The sequence below is a fragment of the Streptomyces xinghaiensis S187 genome, from assembly GCF_000220705.2.
GTDB lineage: Bacteria > Actinomycetota > Actinomycetes > Streptomycetales > Streptomycetaceae > Streptomyces > Streptomyces xinghaiensis.
This window is the reverse complement of sequence record NZ_CP023202.1, coordinates 96,801-114,960: the sequence shown is the minus strand read 5'-3', so window position 1 is coordinate 114,960 and position 18,160 is coordinate 96,801. Positions and strand designations below refer to the sequence as shown.

Annotated in this window: 20 protein-coding genes; 10 read left to right on the top strand and 10 right to left on the bottom strand. The window is 73.1% G+C overall.

The window, feature by feature from the left end:
- Positions 1 to 77 precede the first annotated feature (77 nt).
- Positions 78 to 1,061 (top strand): aldo/keto reductase, encoded by a 984-nt coding sequence (locus tag SXIN_RS00530; protein ID WP_095756388.1) that lies wholly within the window; start codon positions 78 to 80, stop codon positions 1,059 to 1,061.
- Between the two features lie 113 nt (positions 1,062 to 1,174).
- On the opposite strand, the gene SXIN_RS00525 is transcribed toward SXIN_RS00530, so the two are convergent.
- Positions 1,175 to 2,875, bottom strand: a complete 1,701-nt coding sequence (locus tag SXIN_RS00525; protein ID WP_095756387.1) for an SDR family oxidoreductase — start codon at positions 2,873 to 2,875, stop codon at positions 1,175 to 1,177.
- A gap of 347 nt (positions 2,876 to 3,222) precedes the next feature.
- On the opposite strand from SXIN_RS00525, the gene SXIN_RS00520 reads away from it, so the two are divergent.
- Positions 3,223 to 3,675, top strand: coding sequence for a hypothetical protein (locus SXIN_RS00520; protein ID WP_019706456.1), 453 nt, complete (start codon positions 3,223 to 3,225; stop codon positions 3,673 to 3,675).
- Positions 3,676 to 3,758: 83 nt separating this feature from the next.
- Here the strand turns inward: SXIN_RS00520 and SXIN_RS00515 are convergent, their stop codons facing one another.
- Both SXIN_RS00515 and SXIN_RS00510 read right to left on the bottom strand, forming a co-directional pair.
- Complete coding sequence (locus SXIN_RS00515; RefSeq protein ID WP_095756386.1) at positions 3,759 to 4,211, bottom strand: DUF4383 domain-containing protein; 453 nt, start codon at positions 4,209 to 4,211, stop codon at positions 3,759 to 3,761.
- 467 nt (positions 4,212 to 4,678) lie between these two features.
- Positions 4,679 to 5,038 (bottom strand): STAS domain-containing protein, encoded by a 360-nt coding sequence (locus SXIN_RS00510; protein WP_095756385.1) that lies wholly within the window; start codon positions 5,036 to 5,038, stop codon positions 4,679 to 4,681.
- A 56-nt stretch (positions 5,039 to 5,094) separates the two neighbouring features.
- Here SXIN_RS00510 and SXIN_RS00505 point away from each other — a divergent pair, with 56 nt between their 5' ends.
- Positions 5,095 to 5,691, top strand: a complete 597-nt coding sequence (locus SXIN_RS00505) for a TetR/AcrR family transcriptional regulator (RefSeq protein WP_019706759.1) — start codon at positions 5,095 to 5,097, stop codon at positions 5,689 to 5,691.
- A gap of 58 nt (positions 5,692 to 5,749) precedes the next feature.
- The gene (locus SXIN_RS00500) at positions 5,750 to 6,124 is read left to right on the top strand and encodes an RNA-binding S4 domain-containing protein (RefSeq protein WP_095756384.1); all 375 of its coding nucleotides are present in this window, start codon (positions 5,750 to 5,752) and stop codon (positions 6,122 to 6,124) included.
- Positions 6,125 to 6,188: 64 nt separating this feature from the next.
- Here SXIN_RS00500 and SXIN_RS00495 read toward each other — a convergent pair whose 3' ends face one another.
- From SXIN_RS00495 to SXIN_RS00485, 3 genes are all read right to left on the bottom strand, one after another.
- Entirely contained in the window at positions 6,189 to 6,362 is a 174-nt protein-coding gene (locus SXIN_RS00495; RefSeq protein ID WP_019706943.1) for a hypothetical protein, read from the bottom strand.
- 255 nt (positions 6,363 to 6,617) lie between these two features.
- Positions 6,618 to 7,277, bottom strand: coding sequence for a class F sortase (locus SXIN_RS00490; protein WP_095756383.1), 660 nt, complete (start codon positions 7,275 to 7,277; stop codon positions 6,618 to 6,620).
- A 45-nt stretch (positions 7,278 to 7,322) separates the two neighbouring features.
- On the bottom strand, positions 7,323 to 8,108 hold the full coding sequence (locus tag SXIN_RS00485) for a CHRD domain-containing protein (RefSeq protein WP_019708373.1): 786 nt from the start codon (positions 8,106 to 8,108) through the stop codon (positions 7,323 to 7,325).
- Positions 8,109 to 8,377: 269 nt separating this feature from the next.
- Between SXIN_RS00485 and SXIN_RS00480 the strand changes: the two genes are divergently transcribed.
- From SXIN_RS00480 to SXIN_RS00470, 3 genes are all read left to right on the top strand, one after another.
- Complete coding sequence (locus SXIN_RS00480; RefSeq protein ID WP_019708374.1) at positions 8,378 to 8,692, top strand: DMT family transporter; 315 nt, start codon at positions 8,378 to 8,380, stop codon at positions 8,690 to 8,692.
- A 146-nt stretch (positions 8,693 to 8,838) separates the two neighbouring features.
- The gene (locus SXIN_RS00475; RefSeq protein ID WP_019708375.1) at positions 8,839 to 9,288 is read left to right on the top strand and encodes an SRPBCC family protein; all 450 of its coding nucleotides are present in this window, start codon (positions 8,839 to 8,841) and stop codon (positions 9,286 to 9,288) included.
- A gap of 445 nt (positions 9,289 to 9,733) precedes the next feature.
- Positions 9,734 to 11,068 carry a lysine N(6)-hydroxylase/L-ornithine N(5)-oxygenase family protein gene (locus tag SXIN_RS00470; protein WP_095756382.1) on the top strand — a complete coding sequence of 445 codons (1,335 nt, stop codon included), beginning with the start codon at positions 9,734 to 9,736 and terminating at the stop codon, positions 11,066 to 11,068.
- A 12-nt stretch (positions 11,069 to 11,080) separates the two neighbouring features.
- Here SXIN_RS00470 and SXIN_RS00465 read toward each other — a convergent pair whose 3' ends face one another.
- The 3 genes from SXIN_RS00465 to SXIN_RS00455 all read right to left on the bottom strand — a co-directional run bounded on the left by SXIN_RS00465 (position 11,081) and on the right by SXIN_RS00455 (position 15,540).
- Complete coding sequence (locus SXIN_RS00465; RefSeq protein WP_019708377.1) at positions 11,081 to 11,434, bottom strand: hypothetical protein; 354 nt, start codon at positions 11,432 to 11,434, stop codon at positions 11,081 to 11,083.
- Positions 11,435 to 11,441: 7 nt separating this feature from the next.
- Positions 11,442 to 13,205, bottom strand: a complete 1,764-nt coding sequence (ctaD, locus tag SXIN_RS00460) for an aa3-type cytochrome oxidase subunit I (RefSeq protein ID WP_050930747.1) — start codon at positions 13,203 to 13,205, stop codon at positions 11,442 to 11,444.
- Between the two features lie 247 nt (positions 13,206 to 13,452).
- The gene (locus tag SXIN_RS00455) at positions 13,453 to 15,540 is read right to left on the bottom strand and encodes a SpoIIE family protein phosphatase (protein ID WP_019708379.1); all 2,088 of its coding nucleotides are present in this window, start codon (positions 15,538 to 15,540) and stop codon (positions 13,453 to 13,455) included.
- Between the two features lie 229 nt (positions 15,541 to 15,769).
- Between SXIN_RS00455 and SXIN_RS00450 the strand changes: the two genes are divergently transcribed.
- Positions 15,770 to 16,330 carry a hemerythrin domain-containing protein gene (locus tag SXIN_RS00450; protein WP_043462709.1) on the top strand — a complete coding sequence of 187 codons (561 nt, stop codon included), beginning with the start codon at positions 15,770 to 15,772 and terminating at the stop codon, positions 16,328 to 16,330.
- A 57-nt stretch (positions 16,331 to 16,387) separates the two neighbouring features.
- Here the strand turns inward: SXIN_RS00450 and SXIN_RS00445 are convergent, their stop codons facing one another.
- Entirely contained in the window at positions 16,388 to 16,636 is a 249-nt protein-coding gene (locus SXIN_RS00445) for a hypothetical protein (RefSeq protein WP_095756380.1), read from the bottom strand.
- A gap of 123 nt (positions 16,637 to 16,759) precedes the next feature.
- Here SXIN_RS00445 and SXIN_RS00440 point away from each other — a divergent pair, with 123 nt between their 5' ends.
- Complete coding sequence (locus SXIN_RS00440) at positions 16,760 to 17,122, top strand: ArsR/SmtB family transcription factor (RefSeq protein WP_039820958.1); 363 nt, start codon at positions 16,760 to 16,762, stop codon at positions 17,120 to 17,122.
- 292 nt (positions 17,123 to 17,414) lie between these two features.
- The gene (locus tag SXIN_RS00435) at positions 17,415 to 18,023 is read left to right on the top strand and encodes a hypothetical protein (protein ID WP_019708382.1); all 609 of its coding nucleotides are present in this window, start codon (positions 17,415 to 17,417) and stop codon (positions 18,021 to 18,023) included.
- The last annotated feature ends 137 nt before the right edge of the window (positions 18,024 to 18,160 follow it).

Sequence of the window (18,160 nt, the reverse complement as noted above, 5' to 3'; positions counted from 1 at the left end):
CAGCGGCCCGCTCCCCGGACGCCCCGCCGTCCCGCCGGCCGGTCCGGCCCCGCCCGGGCGAACGTAGGATCGATCCCATGGAACAGCGAGTACTGGGCAGGACGGGCCGCGAGGTGTCCGTCGTCGGACTGGGAACATGGCAGCTCGGAGCGGACTGGGGCGAGGTCCGGGAGGAGGACGCCCTCGCCGTGCTCGACGCCGCGGTGGAGTCCGGTGTCACCTTCTTCGACACGGCGGACGTGTACGGCGACGGCCGCAGCGAGCAGCTGATCGGCCGCTACCTCCGGGAGCGCCCCGACGCCGGGATCTTCACCGCCACCAAGATGGGCCGCCGGGCGGAGCAGCTCCCCGAGCACTACAACCTGGACAACTTCCGTGCCTGGACCGACCGTTCACGGGCCAACCTGGGCGTCGACACCCTCGACCTGGTGCAGCTCCACTGCCCGCCCACCCCCGTGTACTCCTCGGACGCCGTCTTCGACGCCCTCGACACCCTGGTGGCCGAGAAGCGGGTGGCCGCGTACGCGGTGAGCGTGGAGACCTGCGAGGAGGCGCTGGCCGCGATCGCCCGCCCGGGGACGGCGAGCGTGCAGATCATCCTCAACCCGTTCCGGCTCAAGCCGCTGGAGCGGGTGCTCCCCGCCGCCGCCGAGGCGGGCGTCGGCATCATCGCCCGGGTGCCGCTGGCCTCCGGGCTGCTGTCCGGCCGCTACACCCGGGACACCGTCTTCTCCGCGGACGACCACCGGACGTACAACCGCCACGGCGAGGCCTTCGACCAGGGCGAGACGTTCTCGGGTGTGGACTTCGCCACCGGCGTCGAGGCCGCGGCCGAGTTCGCCGGACTGGCACCCGAGGGCGCCACACCGGCCCAGACGGCGCTCCGCTGGATCATCCAGCAGCCCGGCGTCACCTCGGTGATCCCCGGCGCCCGTTCGCCCGAGCAGGCGCGGGCCAACGCGGAGGCCGCAGCGCTGCCGCCGCTGCCGCGGCCCGTCCTGGACGCCGTCCGCGAGCTGTACGACCGCCGCATCCGGGCGCAGGTGCACAGCCGCTGGTGACCCCGGGGGCCCGGCCCGCCCTCCCCGTGCCGTACACGGACGCGGGGCCGCCCGCGGAGGGCCGGGGGCGGGCCGGGAGCGCCCGCACGGAAGCGGGCGGCACCGGGCGGTGCTCAGCGCCGGGGCCGGGAGGTCCCCGGCTTCCCGCCGCCCCGCGAGACCAGGGCGGCGATCCTGGCGGCCGGCCCCGGCGCCGGCCCCGGCGCCCGCGTCCGGCCGGAATCCCGGCCGTGCGCGGAGGCGCCGCTCCGGCCGGCCCCGGCTCCGCGGCGCCCCCGTCGCGCGAGGAACCCGTCCGTCCCGGCCTCCGTCCGCGCGGACCGCCCGGCGGCGGAGGCGATGTTCCGGGCCATGCCGCCGAACACCACGGCGTGGAACGGGGAGACGCTCCACCAGTACAGACGGCCGGCGAAGCCGTGCGGGTGGAAGAGCGAACGCTGCCGGTAGACGGTGCGGCCCCGCTCGTCCCGCCCGGCGGTCATCTCCAGCCAGGCGAGGCCCGGGAGGCGCATCTCCGCGCGCAGCCGCAGCAGCCGGCCCCGCTCGATCTCCTCCACCCGCCAGAAGTCGAGCGAGTCGCCCACGCGCAGCCGGTGCGGATCCCGGCGGCCGCGCCGCAGGCCGACCCCGCCGACGGCCCGGTCGGCCCAGCCCCGCACGGCCCAGGCCAGCGGGAAGGAGTACCAGCCGTGCTCGCCGCCGATGCCCTCGATCACCCGCCACAGGGCCTCGGGCGAGGCCGCGACGAGCCGCTCCCGGTCGTCGGTGTAGAGATCACCGCCGGCCCAGTCCGGGTCGGTCGGCAGCGGATCGCTGGGGGCGCCGGGGACGGAGGCCGAGGACCAGCGGGTCGCGACGTCGGCCTCCTTGATCCGCTGGATGGCCAGCTCCACCGAGCGCCGGAACCCGGTCAGCCCTTCCGGCGGGTCCGGGACGTAGCGGGCGATGTCGTGCTCATGGCAGACCACCTCGTGGCGCAGTGACTCGGTCAGCGGCCGGGCGAGCGGCGCGGGAACCGGCGTGACCAGCCCGATCCAGTGGCTGGAGAGCCCCGGGCTCAGCAGCGGCAGGGTCACGATCAGCCGCCGGGGCAGTCCCGCCGTCCGCGCGTACTGCCGCATCATCTCCCGGTACGTCGTCACATCGGGACCGCCGATGTCGAAAGCGCGGTCGACCTCCGCGGGGAGCCGGGCGCAGCCCACGAGGTAGCGGAGCACGTCCCGTACCGCGACGGGCTGGATCCGGGTGCGGACCCAGCGGGGTGTGACCATCACCGGCAGCCGCTCGGTGAGGTGCCGGAGCATCTCGAAGGAGGCCGAGCCCGAGCCGATGACCACCGCCGCCCGCAGGACCGCCGCCGGCACCTCGCCGTCCAGCAGGATCCGTCCCACCTCGGCCCGGGACCGCAGATGCGGCGAGAGCTCCCGCTCGGGCACCCCCGCCGGGGTCAGCCCGCCCAGATAGACGATCCGCGAGACACCGGCGCGGTGCGCCTCCTCGGTGAAGATCCGGGCCGCCCGGCGGTCCGTCTCCTCGAACCCGGAACCGGCACCGAGGGCGTGCACCAGGTAGTAGGCAACGTCCACCCCGCTCATCGCGGCCCGCACCGACTCCGCGTCCGTCACATCCCCCCGCACGGTCTCGACCCGGCCGGCCCAGGGATGGTCGCGGAGCTTGCCCGGGGTGCGGGCCAGGCACCGTACGGCGAAGCCCGCGGCCAGCAGCTCCGGCACCAGCCGGCCGCCGATGTATCCGGTGGCGCCGGTCACCAGACAGCGCTGCGGGGGCCGGTCCCCGTCCGTCCCCGTCTCCACATCGGCCTCCCGGTCTCGGCCCGCCGCCGGCGGGAGCGGCGGGTGTCGGCGCGGACGCGGGCGGGCGTGCCGCGCCCCCACTCTGGCACGCCCGGCGCGAAGCGCCAGCCCGGCTCTTCCGAACGGGGGACGGACGGGCCCGCGCCGGACCGGCGCGCATGAGCCGGGAACCGTGCGGAAGAAGAACCGGGACCGGGCCGCACCCACGCGGGGTGGACGGAGCGCCCCGGCACCCCGTGCCGGACACGGCGCGGAGCGTGGCCGGGACGTTCCCGGCCCGCGTGTTCCGCGTCGCCCCTCATCGCCCACGCGGGACCCACCCGCCGCAGAGAACCCACGGAGAGACCATGGAAACCGGTACCGCAGCGGACAAGGCCGACGGACCCGACCCGCAGCACCGGCGGCCCGAGGACGCCGACGACACCGCCGTCGCCGCCGCGGGCAAACTGTCCGAGGCGCTGGAGTACACCGAGCGGGCCCGGGGACTGCTCTACGCGTTCCACCAGCTCACCGGCCACGCCGATTTCCTGCTGGACGAGGTCGTCCGCCTGCTGCACGCCGGAGGACACCGGGAACTGGCCGATGAGGTGCAGGACGGGCTGATCGGCCGCAACGTCCTCGCCGGCCGGTGGACCTTCCAGATCGTGGAGGAGTACGACGACGGCTACTACCGCGAATTCAGGGAGACGGAGCGGCGGGTGCGCGACCGGCTGATGGAGGGCCGCCGCCATGTGTACGAGGCGGAGCTGAAGGAACGCCGCCGCACCCACGGCCGCCCGGGGCACCGCGCCAGGCCGTAGGGCCGGGCCGGAAACACCGGGGCCCGGCCGGGACGGGCGTCCGTCGTTCCGGCCGGACCCTCCGCGGACCGGGGCGCGCCCGCTCAGGCGGTGCGTCCGTGCCTGCGGCCGAGCAGGATTCCCAGGCCGATCATGCCGATGCCCAGGAAGAAGTGCAGCCAGTCGTCGGCGGAGTTCAGCGGGACGAAGTTGGCGTCCGAGCCCTTGTCGATGACCAGGCCGTACAGCCAGAGCGCCAGATAGACGGCGCCGCCGCCGACGAGGTACGCGCGGGCCAGGGAAGCCGTCCGCGCCATGGCCAGTCCGGCGACCCCGAAGGCCAGGTGGACGAGGTTGTGCAGGACGGAGACCTGGAAGATCCCGAACAGTTCCGCTCCGGAGTCGTGGCCCGCGAAGGAGAGCGAGTCGTAGTCGGTGGTGATGCCCGGGATGAAGCCGAGGACGCCGACGAGCAGGAAGACCGCCCCCACCGCCTGCGCGGCGGTGCGCACCGGGGACCTGCCGACTGCGGTTCTCTCATCATGGCGGACGTGCATGGCCGTCACCTTTCGGACGAGTAGCGGCGTCCTGGTCCGGACGTCGGTGAAACGCTGCTCTGGTCGGCACTCCGGGTACCTCCGGCGGTCTCCCGGAAACGTCATACGGTCTGATCGCGGCGGAACACCCCCGTGGCGCTCACGGCGCGGTGACGGCCTGCGGTGGCGGGGCGTCCGGGCGTGACAGGGGGCCCCCGCGGTGCGGGAAGCGGCACAGGAGGGCGCGAAGGGCGCGGGAGGGAGACGCGGGGGAGAGGCGCGAGGGAGGCGGCGGAACTCGGGCGGCCGGCGGTGCGCACGGCGGCGGTGCCGCGGGACGGGCGCGCGCCGGGGACTCGGATTCGGTCCGCCCGGGCGGCGCCGTCCGGAGCGGCCGCGGACGCACGGGGACCGCAGCGCTGTGCTGGTCCCGCGGCCCCGGCCGGACAGACGGAGGGTCGGTGGGTCGGTGGGTCAGAGGGGGCGGCTCAGCGGCCGGCCCCGAGCGGTGGCTCGTCCATGAGGGAGCCGGCCAGGGTGAGCACGCGCTGCGGCTGGCGGCCCCAGTTGACCGTGGTCACCGCCCGCCGGTGCTCTTCGCCGTAGGAGTGCAGGTACCGGAGGAAGTGCAGTCCGGCGATGTCCATGAAGGTGACGTCGGCCATGTCCAGCACCACTCCGCCGTCGCCGGCGGTCAGCCCGTTCACGGCCCGGTAGAGGAGGGGCGCGGAGTCGTAGTCGACCTCTCCCCACGGCGCCACGACGGCATCACCGCCGGGGGCCCGGGTGATGGTGTGGACCCCCGCGTGTACGGGGGGCGAGGAAGACAGGTCTGTCTCTGAAGGCATGGCCTCATGATGCTCACAGTTCACCGCTCCTGTCCACGACTACACTGGGGCGCACGATGACCACCGAGATCGCAACCACCGTATTTTCCGCGGCATCTCCCGCGGCGGCCCGGGAACGCATTCTGCGCACGGCCTACGCGTTGTTCTCCCGGCGCGGTGTCCGCGATGTGGGCATCGACGAGGTGATTCGCCGTTCGAAGGTGGCAAAAGCCACCCTCTACCGGCATTTTCCGTCGAAGGACGCGCTGGTTCTGGCGTTTCTGGAGATGCGGGAGAAAAACTGGACGCTCGGTTTCGTCGAGACGGAGGCGCGGCGTCTCGGGAAAACGCCGGAGGAACGCCTGCTGGCGATTTTCGACGTCTTCGACGGGTGGTTCCGCAGCCCGGAGTTCGATGCCTGCGCGTTCATCAACGTGCTGCTGGAAATGCGGCCGGAACATCCGCTGGGCCGGGCCAGTATCCGGCACCTGGACACCATACGGGGCGTGGTGCGCACGCTGGCCGAGGAGGCCGGCCTCCGGGACCCGGAGAACTTCGCGCGTTCCTGGCACATCCTGATGAAGGGCTCGATCATCTCCGCCACCGAGGGGGACTCCGACGCCGCCCGGCGGGCCCGGGCGATGGCGCGGCTCCTCATCGAGCAGCACCGCTGACGGGTGCCGTCCGCACCGTCCCCGGGTGCGGCCGGGGCCCCGGCGGTAGGGTCGGGGCATGGTGTCGGACGAGGGAGCCGTACGCGTCGACAGCTGGATCTGGTCCGTACGGCTGACGAAAACCCGCTCGATGGCCGCCTCCGCCTGCCGGGCCGGCCACGTGCGGGTCAACGGCGAGCGCGTCAAGCCCGCCCACTCCGTCAAGGCGGGGGACGAGGTGCGGCTGCGCGTCGCCGGCCGCGAGCGGATCGTGGTCGTGAAGCACCTGCTGCGGAAGCGGGTCGGGGCGCCCGTCGCGGCGGAGGCCTACGTGGACAACAGCCCGCCGCCGCCCCCGCGCGAGGAGCTCGTGGTGGCCCCGCGCCGCGACCGCGGCGCCGGGCGCCCCACCAAGCGGGAGCGGCGGGAGACGGAGCGGCTGCGCGGCCGGTGAGCCGGCGCGGCCCCGCGGGCGGCTCTCCGGCCCCGGGCGGCCGCCCGGGGCGTGGCCGCGGCGGTCAGCGGCGGCCCTGTTCCCGGATGCGGCGCTGGATGCCGGGTCCGTTCCAGTCCAGGGCCTCGGCCGCTTCGCGCAGGATCTCCTCGGCGGCGGCCCGGGTGTCGGCGAGGATGTCGCCCTGTTCGTTCACCAGCTGCTGGTAGATCGGAGGATGGGCGGCCGTCGTGGTCACTGTGATGGTCCTTCAGGGTCGGGTCACGGAGGTGGTCCGTGCTGTACAGCGACCATGATCTCGCAAACGTTTCCGCGCTCTCCGGGGGGCCGGGGCGCCGCCGCGTCACCGTACGGCGCGGCGCCCTCCGGACGTACGGCGCGGACCGTACCCCGCGTACGGCGGGGGCGGCCGCCGGGGGAAGTCCGGCGGCCGCCGCCGTGCGTGCCGGGTGCGGTGACCGGCACGCGGCGGGTCCCGGTGGCGCCGCGGGGGTCAGGCGCGGCTGCCCGCCAGGGAGGCGAAGACGACCACGTTGTCGGAGTAGCGGTTGTCCGACTCGGAGAACTCGCCGCCGCAGGTGATGAGGCGGAGCCCGGCGTGGTCGAGATTGCGGTACACCTCGACGGTCGGGAACTCGTTCTTCGGATACTGGCCGATCTTGTCGACCGTGAACTCGGCCGTCCTGCCGTCCTCGCGCGTCACCTCGATCCGGTCGCCCTGCTTCAGGGTGGACAGCTTGTGGAAGACCGAGGGCTCACCGTTCCAGGTGACATGGCCCGCGATCACGGCCGGTCCCAGGGCGCCGGGCGCGGGCCCGGGCTCGTACCAGCCCGCCTTGAACGGGTCGCGCGGGGTCTTCATCTCCCCGTCGGCGCCCAGGTTCAGCTTCTCCAGCGTGGAGGTGACGCCCAGCCCGGGGATGGAGATCTGCCGCGGCCGGGAGGCGCCCAGCGGCTTGACGTCCCCGGCCGGCTTGCCGGCGGGCTGCCCGCCGCCCTGCGCCGCGCCGTCACCCGGAGCGGCGGGCGGGGCCGTGCCCGCCGCCTCGTCGGACGAGGCCCGGCTCTGGACGGTCAGGATCAGCCCGACGAGGGTCGCCGACACCACGACGAACACGAAGACGAACAGGGCGCGTTTGCGGCCACGATTCACGGGGGACCTCCGGGGGTTCGGGTAGCTGCTCACGGCGGCCTCGGGTCAACCGTCCTGGGCGGCGCGCCTGCGCCGGGTCACCACGACGGTGCCCGCGGCCGCGACGAGCGTCGCCGCGCCGACGGCGGCCATACCGCGGCTCTGGACACCGGAGGCGGAGGCCGTCGTCCCGGTCTCCACGCCGCCGGCGGGCACGGAGCCGACCGCGGCGCCCTTGACCAGGCCGCAGGCGGCCGGAGCGGTGGCCTCCTGCGGAAGCTTCGGGTCCAGGTCGCTCTTGCCGACGCCGAAGTCGTACTTGTTGTTGCCGTTGGGGTCGATGCCGTGCTGCACGACGTGCAGGTCCTGGATGTGGTCCGCGACGTCCTGCGAGACCGTCAGGGTGCGTTCGTAGGAGAGCGTGCCGTCGGCCTCGGCCACCGGCATCCGGTCGACGGCGAGGCCGCTGTCCGGGGTCGTGTCGCCGTCCACCGTCAGCGAGATGTTGATGTTGCCGTAGACGGGCAGCCCCTCGCTGGTGGTGACGATGCCGTCCCCGTCCTTGTCGGCGGTGATGTCCGGGCAGGTGAAGTCGTGCCCCTCCGTGGAGCCGTGGATGTGCTGGGCGTGCGGCTGGCCGGGCGTCAGGCCCTGCGACTCGATCTTGACGGTCAGTTCGGTGCCGTCGAGGCTCAGCATGGCGGTGCCGGAGGCGCCGGAGTTGTTGAGCTGCGAGAGGTCGATCTGGAACCCCTGCGGTCCGGCGGCCGTCGCGGCCGTCGAGGTGCCCAGGGCCAGGGCCATGGGGAGGGCGACGAGTGCGGCAAGCCGTGTGGTGCGCTTGGCTGTCATTTCGGGTGCATCCCTTCCGGTGGCCCCTGCGGTCGCAGCGGCCGGTGCGCGGTCTCGTACGCGGACCCGTTGCCGTGATCCGCCTGCGTCCCTCATTCGGAACCGGGCCCGGGGCGGATTGGTGGCTGCCGGATAACTTTTTTCCGGCGCCCCTGCGGGCCGCCGGGCCGGGGCTCTCCCGGCGGACGCCGTGTGAGATCTTGGCCGGGGAGGCGGCCGGTCCCCGAGGGGCCGGTCCGCGGTGGCGCGACGGTGTGCGGGAGTGGGCGATGGCCTGGGCGGTGCTGATCCTGTCCGGTGTGCTGGAGGCGGTCTGGGCCACGGCGCTGGACCGGTCCCAGGGGTTCAGCAGGCTCTGGCCCAGCGTGGTCTTCGGGGTGGCGCTGGCGCTGAGCATGGCGGGCCTCGCCTACGCCCTGCGGGAGGTGCCGGTCGGCACCGGCTACGCGGTCTGGGTCGGCATCGGCGCCGTCCTGACGGCGGGGTGGGCCATGGCGACCGGCGGCGAGACGGTGTCCGTCGCCAAGCTGCTGCTGCTCGCGGGGATCATCGGCTGTGTGGCGGGACTGAAGCTGCTCCACTGACCGCCGTGCGGGAGCCCCGGAGAGCCGTCGGGGGCCCGGTGGCGCGGACCGAATGACCGGATTCTTCCATTCCGGTACGCATCGGCGGCGGACCGGGGGGCAGGCGGAGCGGTGTACGGAACCCCCGAGGTGAGGAGCACACCGACATGTCGAAGGTCGAGGAATCCGTCGAGGTCGAGGTCCCCGTGCGCACCGCGTACGACCAGTGGACGCAGTTCGAGGACTTCCCGCAGTTCATGGAAGGCGTCGAGCGGATCGAGCAGCGGACACCGACCCGGACGCACTGGGTGACAAAGATCGCGGGCGTCAAGCGGGAGTTCGACGCCGAGATCACCGAGCAGATCCCCGACGAGCGCGTCGCCTGGACCACCGTCGAGGGTGAGGCCAAGCAGGCCGGCGTGGTCACCTTCCACCGCCTGGACGACAAGCGGACGAAGGTCATGCTCCAGCTCGACCACGACCCGCAGGGCATCGCCGACACGGTCGGGGACAAGATGGGCTTCGTGAAGAAGCAGGCCAAGCAGGACCTGAGCCGCTTCAAGTCCTTCATCGAGTCCCGCGGTGCCGAGACCGGTGCCTGGCGCGGCCAGGTCTGAGCGGCCGGGTCCGGCCGGCACACCCGGGTGGCGAGGCCGCGGTTCCCCCTCCACGATGGCAGGCCGCCCGGAAGCGCCCCCGCGGGGGCGCGGACCACAGCGGTGGGGCCCCGGCTGCCGGGCCGGGGCCCCACCGCTGTGCGCGGCCGGACCGGCCCGTCCCCGAACCGGGCACCCGCGCGGGGGAGTTGGCCCGCTTGGAATCCCTGGCCCGGCCGGTTAGCCTCTCTTGGATTTCCGCCGGTGAGCCCAGTCCGGCACCCCTCCTCCCGGGAGAGCCCTTGCACCGTCCGGACGCCGCCGTCCCCCGCACCGTCCCGCGCACACCGCCCGCTCCCGCGGGCCGTCCCGAAGCGGCCGGACGCTCCGTACGGGCGGCGTCCGCGGCACCGGCGGCGGACCCCACCGCGTCCGCCGGCACCGCCGGCCCGGCGGGGGGACGGCGGTGACCGCGGCGGCCGGGCACCCCTACGACCTGGTCGGCATCGGCATCGGCCCGTTCAACCTCTCCCTGGCCGCCCTGGCCGACGGCGTGCCCGAACTGCGCACCCTCTTCCTGGACGCCCGGCCCCGGTTCTCCTGGCACCCCGGCCTGCTCCTGGAGGGAACGGTTCTCCAGGTGCCCTTCCTCGCCGATCTGGTGACCATGGCCGACCCCACCAGCCCCTGGTCGTACCTCAGCTACCTGCGGGCGCACGACCGGATGTTCCCGTTCTTCTTCTCCGAGCGCTTCCACATCCCCCGGCGCGAATACGACCACTACTGCCGCTGGGCCGCCGAGCGCCTGCCGTCCTGCCGCTTCGACGCCGAGGTCACCTCGGTGGAGTGGGACGGCCCGGCCGGCGTCTTCCGGGTGGAGCACCGGTCCGCGGCCGGCCGCCGCTCCCCGGTGGCCGCCCGGCGGATCGTGCTGGGCGTCGGGACCGAACCGGTGCTCCCCGAGGTGCTGCGCCCGCTGACGGCCGCCGGGCACCGCGGCCGGGTCCTGCACAGCGCCGACTACCGCACCCACCGCGCCCGCCTGGCCGCCGAGGACGACGTCACGGTGATCGGCGCCGGCCAGTCCGGCGCCGAGGTGGTGCTCGACCTGCTGCGTCACCAGGACGGTGACGGCGCCGGCGGTCCGTACGTCCGCTGGCTCGCCCGTACCCCCGCCTTCGCGCCCATGGAGTACTCCAAGATCGGCCTGGAGCACTTCACCCCCGACTACATCCGCTACTTCCGCGGACTGCCGCCGGAGGTGCGGGACCGGCTCGTCCGCGAGCAGTGGCAGCTCTACAAGGGCGTCAGCGAGGAGACCCTCGCCGAGATCCACGACGCGCTGTACGAGCGCACCATCGGCGGCACCGAACCCCGCGCCGCCCTGCACCCCGGCGTCGAGATCACCGGGGCGGAGGCGGTGACCGGGGGCTTCCTGCTGCGCTGCCACCACGCCCAGCAGGACAGCCGGTTCGAGGTACGCACCTCGGCCGTCGTCGCGGCCACCGGTTACGCGGCCGTCCGCCCCGCCTTCCTCGACCCGGTGGCCGGCCTCGTCGACTGGGACGACCGGGGCCGGTACCGGATCGACGGCGAGTACCGGGTGGCGCTCGACCCGGCCGTCACCGGCTCCCTCTACGTGCAGAACGCCGAACTGCACACGCACGGGGTCGGCGCCCCCGACCTCACCCTGGGCGCCTGGCGCGCCGCCACCATCCTCAACGCCGTCGCCGGCCGCCCCGTGTGCCCCGTACCGGACCGGGCGGCCTGGACGACCTTCGGCGCGCCCGCGAGCGGCTGAGGCCCGTGCGGGCTACCGGCTGAGACCGGCGACGGTCAGCGCCCAGACGCTCAGCGCCAGTGCCCCGAGCACCGCGGCGACGGCCGTGCACAGCACCCGGCGGCGCAGCGACGCGTAGCGGGCGGTGTACTCGGCCCGCAGCTCGGCGGAGCGTTGCAGGATGTGCTCCAGCAGGCGCCGGGTGAGAGCGAGCCGGTCCTCGACGTAGCCGCCGACGATCTCCTCGCGCTGAGCAGTCGTCAGCCACGGCATGCGGTCGGCGAACGCCTCGGCCTCGGTCCGCGCGTCGGCGATATGGGTCCGTCCCCGGAGGTATCCCTCCAACTGGGCGAGCCCGGCGTTGATCTCCTCGCGATCGGGCCGCACGCCGGCCTCAGCTCCTGCCGCGGCCGTCGGCGTGACCGTGGCCCGGGCCGCGGTCGTCGCCGAGCGGTGGGGCGGCGCCCCTGCCGGGCTCGATCATGTCCCTGCGCCCGGTGTTCTCCTCCTCGTCGATGAGGGCGAGATCCGGGTGGTGCAGGTCGAAGGCCGGGGACTCGGAGCGGATCCGCGGCAGGGTGAGGAAGTTGTGCCGGGGCGGCGGGCAGGAGGTCGCCCACTCCAGCGAGCGGCCGTAGCCCCAGGGGTCGTCGACCAGGATCTTCGGTGAGTACTTGGTCGTCCGCCAGACGTTGTAGAGGAACGGCAGCGTGGAGAGCCCCAGCAGGAAGGAGCCGATGGTCGAGATGGTGTTCAGCAGCGTGAACCCGTCGGCCGCGAGATAGTCGGCGTAACGGCGGGGCATCCCCTCGACACCGAGCCAGTGCTGGACGAGGAAGGTGGTGTGGAAGCCGATGAAGAGCGTCCAGAAGTGGATTTTCCCCAGCCGCTCGTCCAGCATTTTCCCGGTGAATTTCGGCCACCAGAAGTGGAAACCGGCGAACATGGCGAACACCACGGTCCCGAAGATCACGTAATGGAAGTGCGCGACGACGAAATAGCCGTCGGTGACATGGAAGTCGAGCGGCGGAGAGGCGAGCAGCACGCCGGTCAGACCGCCGAAGAGGAAGGAGACCAGGAATCCCAGCGCCCACAGCATGGGCGTCTCGAACGACAGCGAGCCGTTCCACATGGTGCCGATCCAGTTGAAGAACTTCACGCCGGTCGGCACCGCGATGAGGAAGGACATGAAGGAGAAGAACGGCAGCAGCACCCCGCCGGTGGCGAACATGTGGTGCGCCCACACCGAGGCGGAGAGACCGGTGATCACCAGTGTCGCGCCGACGAGGCCGACATAACCGAAGATCGGCCTCCGGCTGAACACGGGGATGACCTCGGTGACGATGCCGAAGAACGGCAGGGCGATGATGTAGACCTCGGGATGCCCGAAGAACCAGAAGAGATGCTGCCACAGGAGCGCCCCGCCGTTCGCCGGGTCGTAGATGTGGGCCCCGAAGAGGCGGTCCACCTCCAGCGCGAACAGGGCCGCGGCCAGCACGGGGAAGACCAGGATGATCAGGACGCTGGTGAGCAGGGTGTTCCAGACGAAGATCGGCATCCGGAACATCGTCATGCCCGGGGCCCGCATGCAGACGATGGTGGTGATGAAGTTGACGGCGCCCAGGATGGTGCCGAAGCCGGACATCGCCAGGCCCATGATCCACATGTCGCCGCCGACGCCCGGTGAGTACTCCTCGCGGGAGAGCGGCGTATAGGCGAACCAGCCGAAGTCGGGGGCCCCCTGCGGGGTGAGGAAACTGGCGAGGGCGATCAGCGATCCGAAGAGAAAGAGCCAGTACGACAACATGTTCAGCCGGGGGAAGGCGACATCCGGCGCGCCGATCTGCAGCGGCATGATGGCGTTGGTGAAACCGGCGAACAGAGGTGTGGCGAACAGCAGCAGCATGACGGTGCCGTGCATGGTGAACGCCTGGTTGTACTGCTCGTTCGAGAGGATCTGCGTGCCGGGCCGGGCCAGTTCGGCCCGGATGGCGAGAGCCAGGATTCCGCCGATCACGAAGAAGATGAACGACGAGACCATGTAGAGGGCGCCGATTTTCTTGTGGTCGGTAGTGGTCAGCCAGTCGACGATCACTCTCCCCGGCGTCCTGGGCCTCGGTCCGGCCGGAACTTCTCGCGTCTGGGTGTCCGAGACCATGAGTATTCGCCTCTCCGCCACCGGCGTCGGCAACGTCGGAATGGATGTGTCCGCCGGTTTTCGCGCAGCACGCCGATGCCTCGACCGGCGGGGTGGCATCGTGCTGCGTCGTCTTGATAGCACGCGACGCCGGCTGACGGTGAGTTCGACTCTTGTACGGGCGCGGCCGGAACGCAAATGAGTGTCACCCGAATGGCGCAGGTGGTATTCCGGCGGTGCGCGGGAATTCAACGAGAGCGGGCGGATGTCAGCCGGTGCGGCGCACCGCGAGAAGGGCGACGTCGTCCGAACGGCCCGGATCACCGTCATCCCGGAGAAGGAAGTCCGTGACCTCTTCCGGGCCCACGAGACGGCCGTACTCCTGTTCGGTGTCCCGCATCCAGTGGTGGAGATCGTTGCGCATCTGTGCGATGCAGACGTCGAGGTCGGCGCCTTTCCGTTCCACCAGGCCGTCCGTGAAGAGGACGAGTGTCTCGTCGTCGGCGAGGCGCGCCCTGGTCGTCCCGTACCGCGCGTGCGGCATGACGCCGAGCGGCGGGCCGCCCGCCAGCCGGAGTTCGCCGGCCGTGCCGGGGGAGACCAGCAGAGGGTGGGGGTGTCCCGCCCGGGCCCCCTCCAGGGAGCCGTCGGAGGGGTCGAGGACGAGATAGGCGCAGGTGGCGAAGCGGCCGGTGTCGAGATCGGCCAGGACGCGGTTGGCCCGGGCGAGCACACTGCCGGGGTTCATCCCGGCCTCGGCGCAGGTGCGCAGGATGACGCGGAGCTGGCCCATGACCGCCGAGGCGTGGGCGTCGTGCCCCTGGACGTCCCCGATCACCAGGGCCGCGGTGCCGTCCGCGAGCGGCAGCACGTCGTACCAGTCCCCGCCGACGTTCATCTCGCTCGTGCCCGGGAGGTAGCGGGCGTGGGTGGCGAGTGACGGGAGCGGGGGCAGGCGGCGGGGGAGCATCGCCGTCTGGAGATCGCTGGCCCGCTGGTGCTCGGAGTCGAACATCCGGGCGCGTTCGAGACTCTGCGTCAGGATCGCCGCGACGGCGGTGTAGAAGGTGCGTTCGCCCGGGTCGAAGTGGCGCGGGCCGGAGAAGGAGATGAGACAGGCGCCGGTGGGGCGCTCGGAGGAGGAGAGCGAGAGCACGACCCAGGCCCGCGGTGGCACGGGGCCGGTGGCGCCCAGATCGGGGACCCCCGTGCCGCGCAGCCGGTTGAGGTCCTCCAGGAACAGCGGTTCCTCCTGCGTCAGCGCCAGTTCCATGGCCCGGCGGGCCGGCCGGTGCAGATGGCGCAGTTCCGGGGCGACGGGGGTCCGGCCGATGATCTTCAGCCCGCCGTGCTCGACGACGCCGATGGTGACGTTCGCGGCGCCCAGCGCGGGACGGGTCAGATCGGTCATGACCCGGGCGACGTCCCGTACGGTCACGGCCTTGGAGAGCGCCCGGGTCAGGCTGAAGAGGAAGGCGTCCCGCGAGCGGTCGGGGGAGAGGGAGGGCATGGCCGGCGTCATACCGGGCGGACTCCGCAGCACCAGCCCCAGGGCGCGGGTGGGGCGTCCCTCCTCGTCCAGGACCACCCGGCCGTGTTCGAGCACGGGGTGCTGGCTGCCGTCCGGGTGGACGACGCGGTAGTGCAGCCGGTAGGAGCCGGTGTCGCCGGCCGGGCCCGACCCGGGCGAGGTGACGGCGGCCTCGGTCACCTCCGCGATGGCCGCCTGGACCACCGGGACGTCGTCCGGGTGGAGGGAGCCGAAGAACGCCTCCTCGTCACCGTCGAACTCGGCCGGGTCGACGCCGTAGATGTCGCAGGCCCGCTCGTCCCAGCGGACGGAGTTCCGCGAGAGGTCCCAGGCGAAGCCCCCGGTCCGGGTGGCCCGCGCCGCCTCGGACAGGAGTTCGACGGAACGGTGGGCGAGGCTGTTCAGCCGTACCGCGCAGGTGTCGGCCAGCAGTTGCAGGGCCGAGTCGTCGGGGGAGCCCTCTGCCGGGTCCGCGGACCGCAGCCCCGCCGCCAGGACGCCGGCGACCCGGCCGTCGGCGGACAGCGGCAGCAGCGCCACGGGGGTCTCCGGTCCGCCGGCGCGCAGGGGCCGTCCGGTGCGCATCACCTCCGCGACCGCCTCGTCGAACGCCCGGTTCGCGGGCCCGGGTCCGGAGCCGGCGGGGAACACCTCGGTGCGCGCGGCGCCCTCGACGTATATCCGGGTGCGCTCGGGCACGAGTGGCGCCGGCTCGCCGTCCTCCTCCCGGTCCTCGGTCAGGACGGCGAGCATGGCCTGCGGGTCCGGGCTCCGCAGCAGCCGGGGCAGCCGGCGGAGCAGCCCCGGCGGATGGGCTGAGGCCATGACACGCTCTTTCCGATAGCAGTCATTCACGGCAATACGGATAAATGAGACTATAGGATATCGCTGCGGCCGGATCGGCGCCCGGCCGGATGCCCGGACCGCCGGGCGTGCGCGTGCCCGGCGGGTGTGGGAGTGCGGTGCGGGGGTACCCGGCGCCCGCGGTCCGCCGGCGGACGGTGCCGTCCGGCGGCCGGTGACGTATCCGACCACCAGGCAGGGGCAGGCGGGCATGAACCACGGTGAGGACGCCATCGCGGAACTGACGGCCGATCACCGTGAGGTCGACGAACTGTTCGAGAGTCTGCAGGGCGTCCCCACCGGCCGCCCCGAGCGCAGGCAGGTGCTGGACCGGATCACCATGGAACTCGTCCGGCACGCGGTCGCCGAGGAGCAGTACCTGTATCCGGAGGTGCGCCGGCGTGTGCCCGGCGGCGCCGCGCTCGCCGACAAGGAGATCGCCGACCACGCCGAGGTGGAACGGCTCCTCAAGGACCTGGAGGACCGCAGGCCCGACGACCCGGACTTCGACGGGCTCGTCATCCGGCTGATCAGCGAGGTGACCGCGCACATCCACGACGAGGAGCGGCACCTCTTCGCCCGGCTGCGCGAGGTCTGCTCCGCCGAACGGCTGCAGGAGCTGGGCGGCAAGATCCGCCGGGCCAAGCGGACCGCCCCCACCCGCCCGCACCCCGGCGCCCCCGACACCCCGCCCGCCAACCGTCTTCTCGACCCGGGGGCGGGGCTCGTCGACCGCGCCCGCGACGCCCTGAGCGGGCGCGGGAGGCTCTGAGCCCCCGCCCGGCGGCGGGGGCGGCGGGGCGGGGGGATCCGGCGGGCCGGCGCGGGATCACAGGAACCCGTGGTGCGGCGCCCAGGTGTACTTGCCGCCGCCCACCCACCGGACCACGGCGGGGTCGTCGAGATCGACGTGCGCCAGCCCGGCGTCGTGGGCGAGGGTGACGACGTCCACGATCGACTCGGCCCTGCCGACGGCCTCCCCCCGGATCTCCACCAGGCGGAACGGCGGCTCCCCCGGGGTGACGGGCCAGACCACGATCGGCGGGGCCTCGACGAGCGGTTCGTTGATCTCGGTCATAGGACTCATCGTGCGGCCGCCGGCCGGGCCCCGCACGTCCGGGCCGGGCGGGTGCGATCCGCTGGGTGAAGGGCGCCGCGGCGGCACCTTGTCCCGCGGCGGGGCGGCTGTAAGGATTGACGTATGTCGAATTCCGGAGGTCCGGCGCGTACGCCGGTGGCGGAGCCCGTGGTCCCGTGCTGCCCGCCGCTGAGCCGGCGCGCGCTGACCGCCGAGGGGGCCGGGCGCACCGCGGCGATGTTCAAGGCGTTGGGCGACCCGGTCCGGCTGCGGCTGTTCTCCCTGGTGGCCTCGCACCCCGGCGGGGAGGCCTGCGTCTGTGACATCTCGGATGTCGGCGTCTCGCAGCCCACGGTCAGCCACCACCTCAAGAAGCTGCGGGAGGCCGGACTGCTCACCTCCGAACGGCGCGGCACCTGGGTGTACTACCGGGTCGAGCCGTCCGTCCTGGCGGCCCTGGCCGGTGTGCTGGCGGCCGGCGACTGACACCGGGCGGCGCCGGCCGGACGGACGACGCCACCTCTGTGGCGGGAGCCGTTCCGCCCCGCCGTCTTCGCCCCGCCCTCCGCCGCCCTCCGCCGCTCACGGCCGTTGACGGCCGCTGAGCCCCGGGTGCGTGGAGAAGGCCGTTTTCGCGGACCGACCTGACGTGCCGTCAGCTTCGTGAGGATCGCGATGTGAGGGGTACCGGCCCCTGACGGGCGGAAGTTGTGCGCGATAGGTTCAAGAGATCAGCACAGGGCAGTCGTGATGTGAAAACTCCCGGAAGGATGCGGACATGAGCGATACGGGTCCGAACAACCCGTACGGCCCGCCCCAGGGCGGGCAGTACCCTTCGTCCCCCCAGCAGCCCGGGCCGGGATACGGGCAGGCGCCCTATCCGCAGCAGCCCGGGCAGGGGTACGGGCAGGCACCCTACCCGCAGCAGCCCGGGCAGCCCTATGGCGGGTATCCCGGCGGCAACCAGATGCCGGAGCAGATGTCCGGCACCCTGAAGACGGCACGGGTGCTGCTCTTCGTCTTCGGCGGACTGGGCCTCATCGGCGGTCTGTTCATGACGGCCGGCGGCGCCCTGCTCAACAACAGCGAGGTACGCGAAGCCGTGGAGGAGCAGGGGGGCCTGCAGGACGGCATATCGGCCGGGCTCCTGCTCGGGCTCGGGGCCTTCGCGCTGATCCTGTCGATCGCGGAGATCGTGGTCGCCGCCAAGTTCGGCAAGGGCGGCAGCGGTGTCCGGATCGCCGCGATCGTCGTGGGAGCACTGATGATCGTCTCCGGCATCTACTTCTTCCCGCCCGGCCTGCTGTGGATCATCGCGGGTGGTCTGGTCGTCGCCTTCACGGCGATGAAGGACGGCGCGGCCTGGTTCGCCCGCCCCCGGTCCTGAACCCCCTTCCCGGTCCGCCCGTCAGGGGCGGCGTCCTCTCCGGACGCCGCCCCTGACGCGCAGTCCGCCCCGCCGCTCGCTGCCGGCCGCCGTGCCCCGGCTCCGCGGCGGCCCGTCCGGCCCGGCCCGGTGCCGCT

Bases quoted from the DNA above. Each gene is read 5' to 3' on its own strand.
- SXIN_RS00440 (WP_039820958.1), top strand. From the start codon at position 16,760: ATGTCGAATTCCGGAGGTCCGGCGCGTACGCCGGTGGCGGAGCCCGTG.
- SXIN_RS00480 (WP_019708374.1), top strand. From the start codon at position 8,378: ATGGCCTGGGCGGTGCTGATCCTGTCCGGTGTGCTGGAGGCGGTCTGG.
- SXIN_RS00445 (WP_095756380.1), bottom strand. From the start codon at position 16,636: ATGACCGAGATCAACGAACCGCTCGTCGAGGCCCCGCCGATCGTGGTC.
- SXIN_RS00505 (WP_019706759.1), top strand. From the start codon at position 5,095: ATGACCACCGAGATCGCAACCACCGTATTTTCCGCGGCATCTCCCGCG.
- SXIN_RS00510 (WP_095756385.1), bottom strand. From the start codon at position 5,038: ATGCCTTCAGAGACAGACCTGTCTTCCTCGCCCCCCGTACACGCGGGG.
- SXIN_RS00530 (WP_095756388.1), top strand. From the start codon at position 78: ATGGAACAGCGAGTACTGGGCAGGACGGGCCGCGAGGTGTCCGTCGTC.
- SXIN_RS00515 (WP_095756386.1), bottom strand. From the start codon at position 4,211: ATGCACGTCCGCCATGATGAGAGAACCGCAGTCGGCAGGTCCCCGGTG.
- SXIN_RS00475 (WP_019708375.1), top strand. From the start codon at position 8,839: ATGTCGAAGGTCGAGGAATCCGTCGAGGTCGAGGTCCCCGTGCGCACC.
- SXIN_RS00435 (WP_019708382.1), top strand. From the start codon at position 17,415: ATGAGCGATACGGGTCCGAACAACCCGTACGGCCCGCCCCAGGGCGGG.
- SXIN_RS00450 (WP_043462709.1), top strand. From the start codon at position 15,770: ATGAACCACGGTGAGGACGCCATCGCGGAACTGACGGCCGATCACCGT.
- SXIN_RS00485 (WP_019708373.1), bottom strand. From the start codon at position 8,108: ATGACAGCCAAGCGCACCACACGGCTTGCCGCACTCGTCGCCCTCCCC.
- SXIN_RS00455 (WP_019708379.1), bottom strand. From the start codon at position 15,540: ATGGCCTCAGCCCATCCGCCGGGGCTGCTCCGCCGGCTGCCCCGGCTG.
- ctaD (WP_050930747.1), bottom strand. From the start codon at position 13,205: ATGGTCTCGGACACCCAGACGCGAGAAGTTCCGGCCGGACCGAGGCCC.
- SXIN_RS00520 (WP_019706456.1), top strand. From the start codon at position 3,223: ATGGAAACCGGTACCGCAGCGGACAAGGCCGACGGACCCGACCCGCAG.
- SXIN_RS00500 (WP_095756384.1), top strand. From the start codon at position 5,750: ATGGTGTCGGACGAGGGAGCCGTACGCGTCGACAGCTGGATCTGGTCC.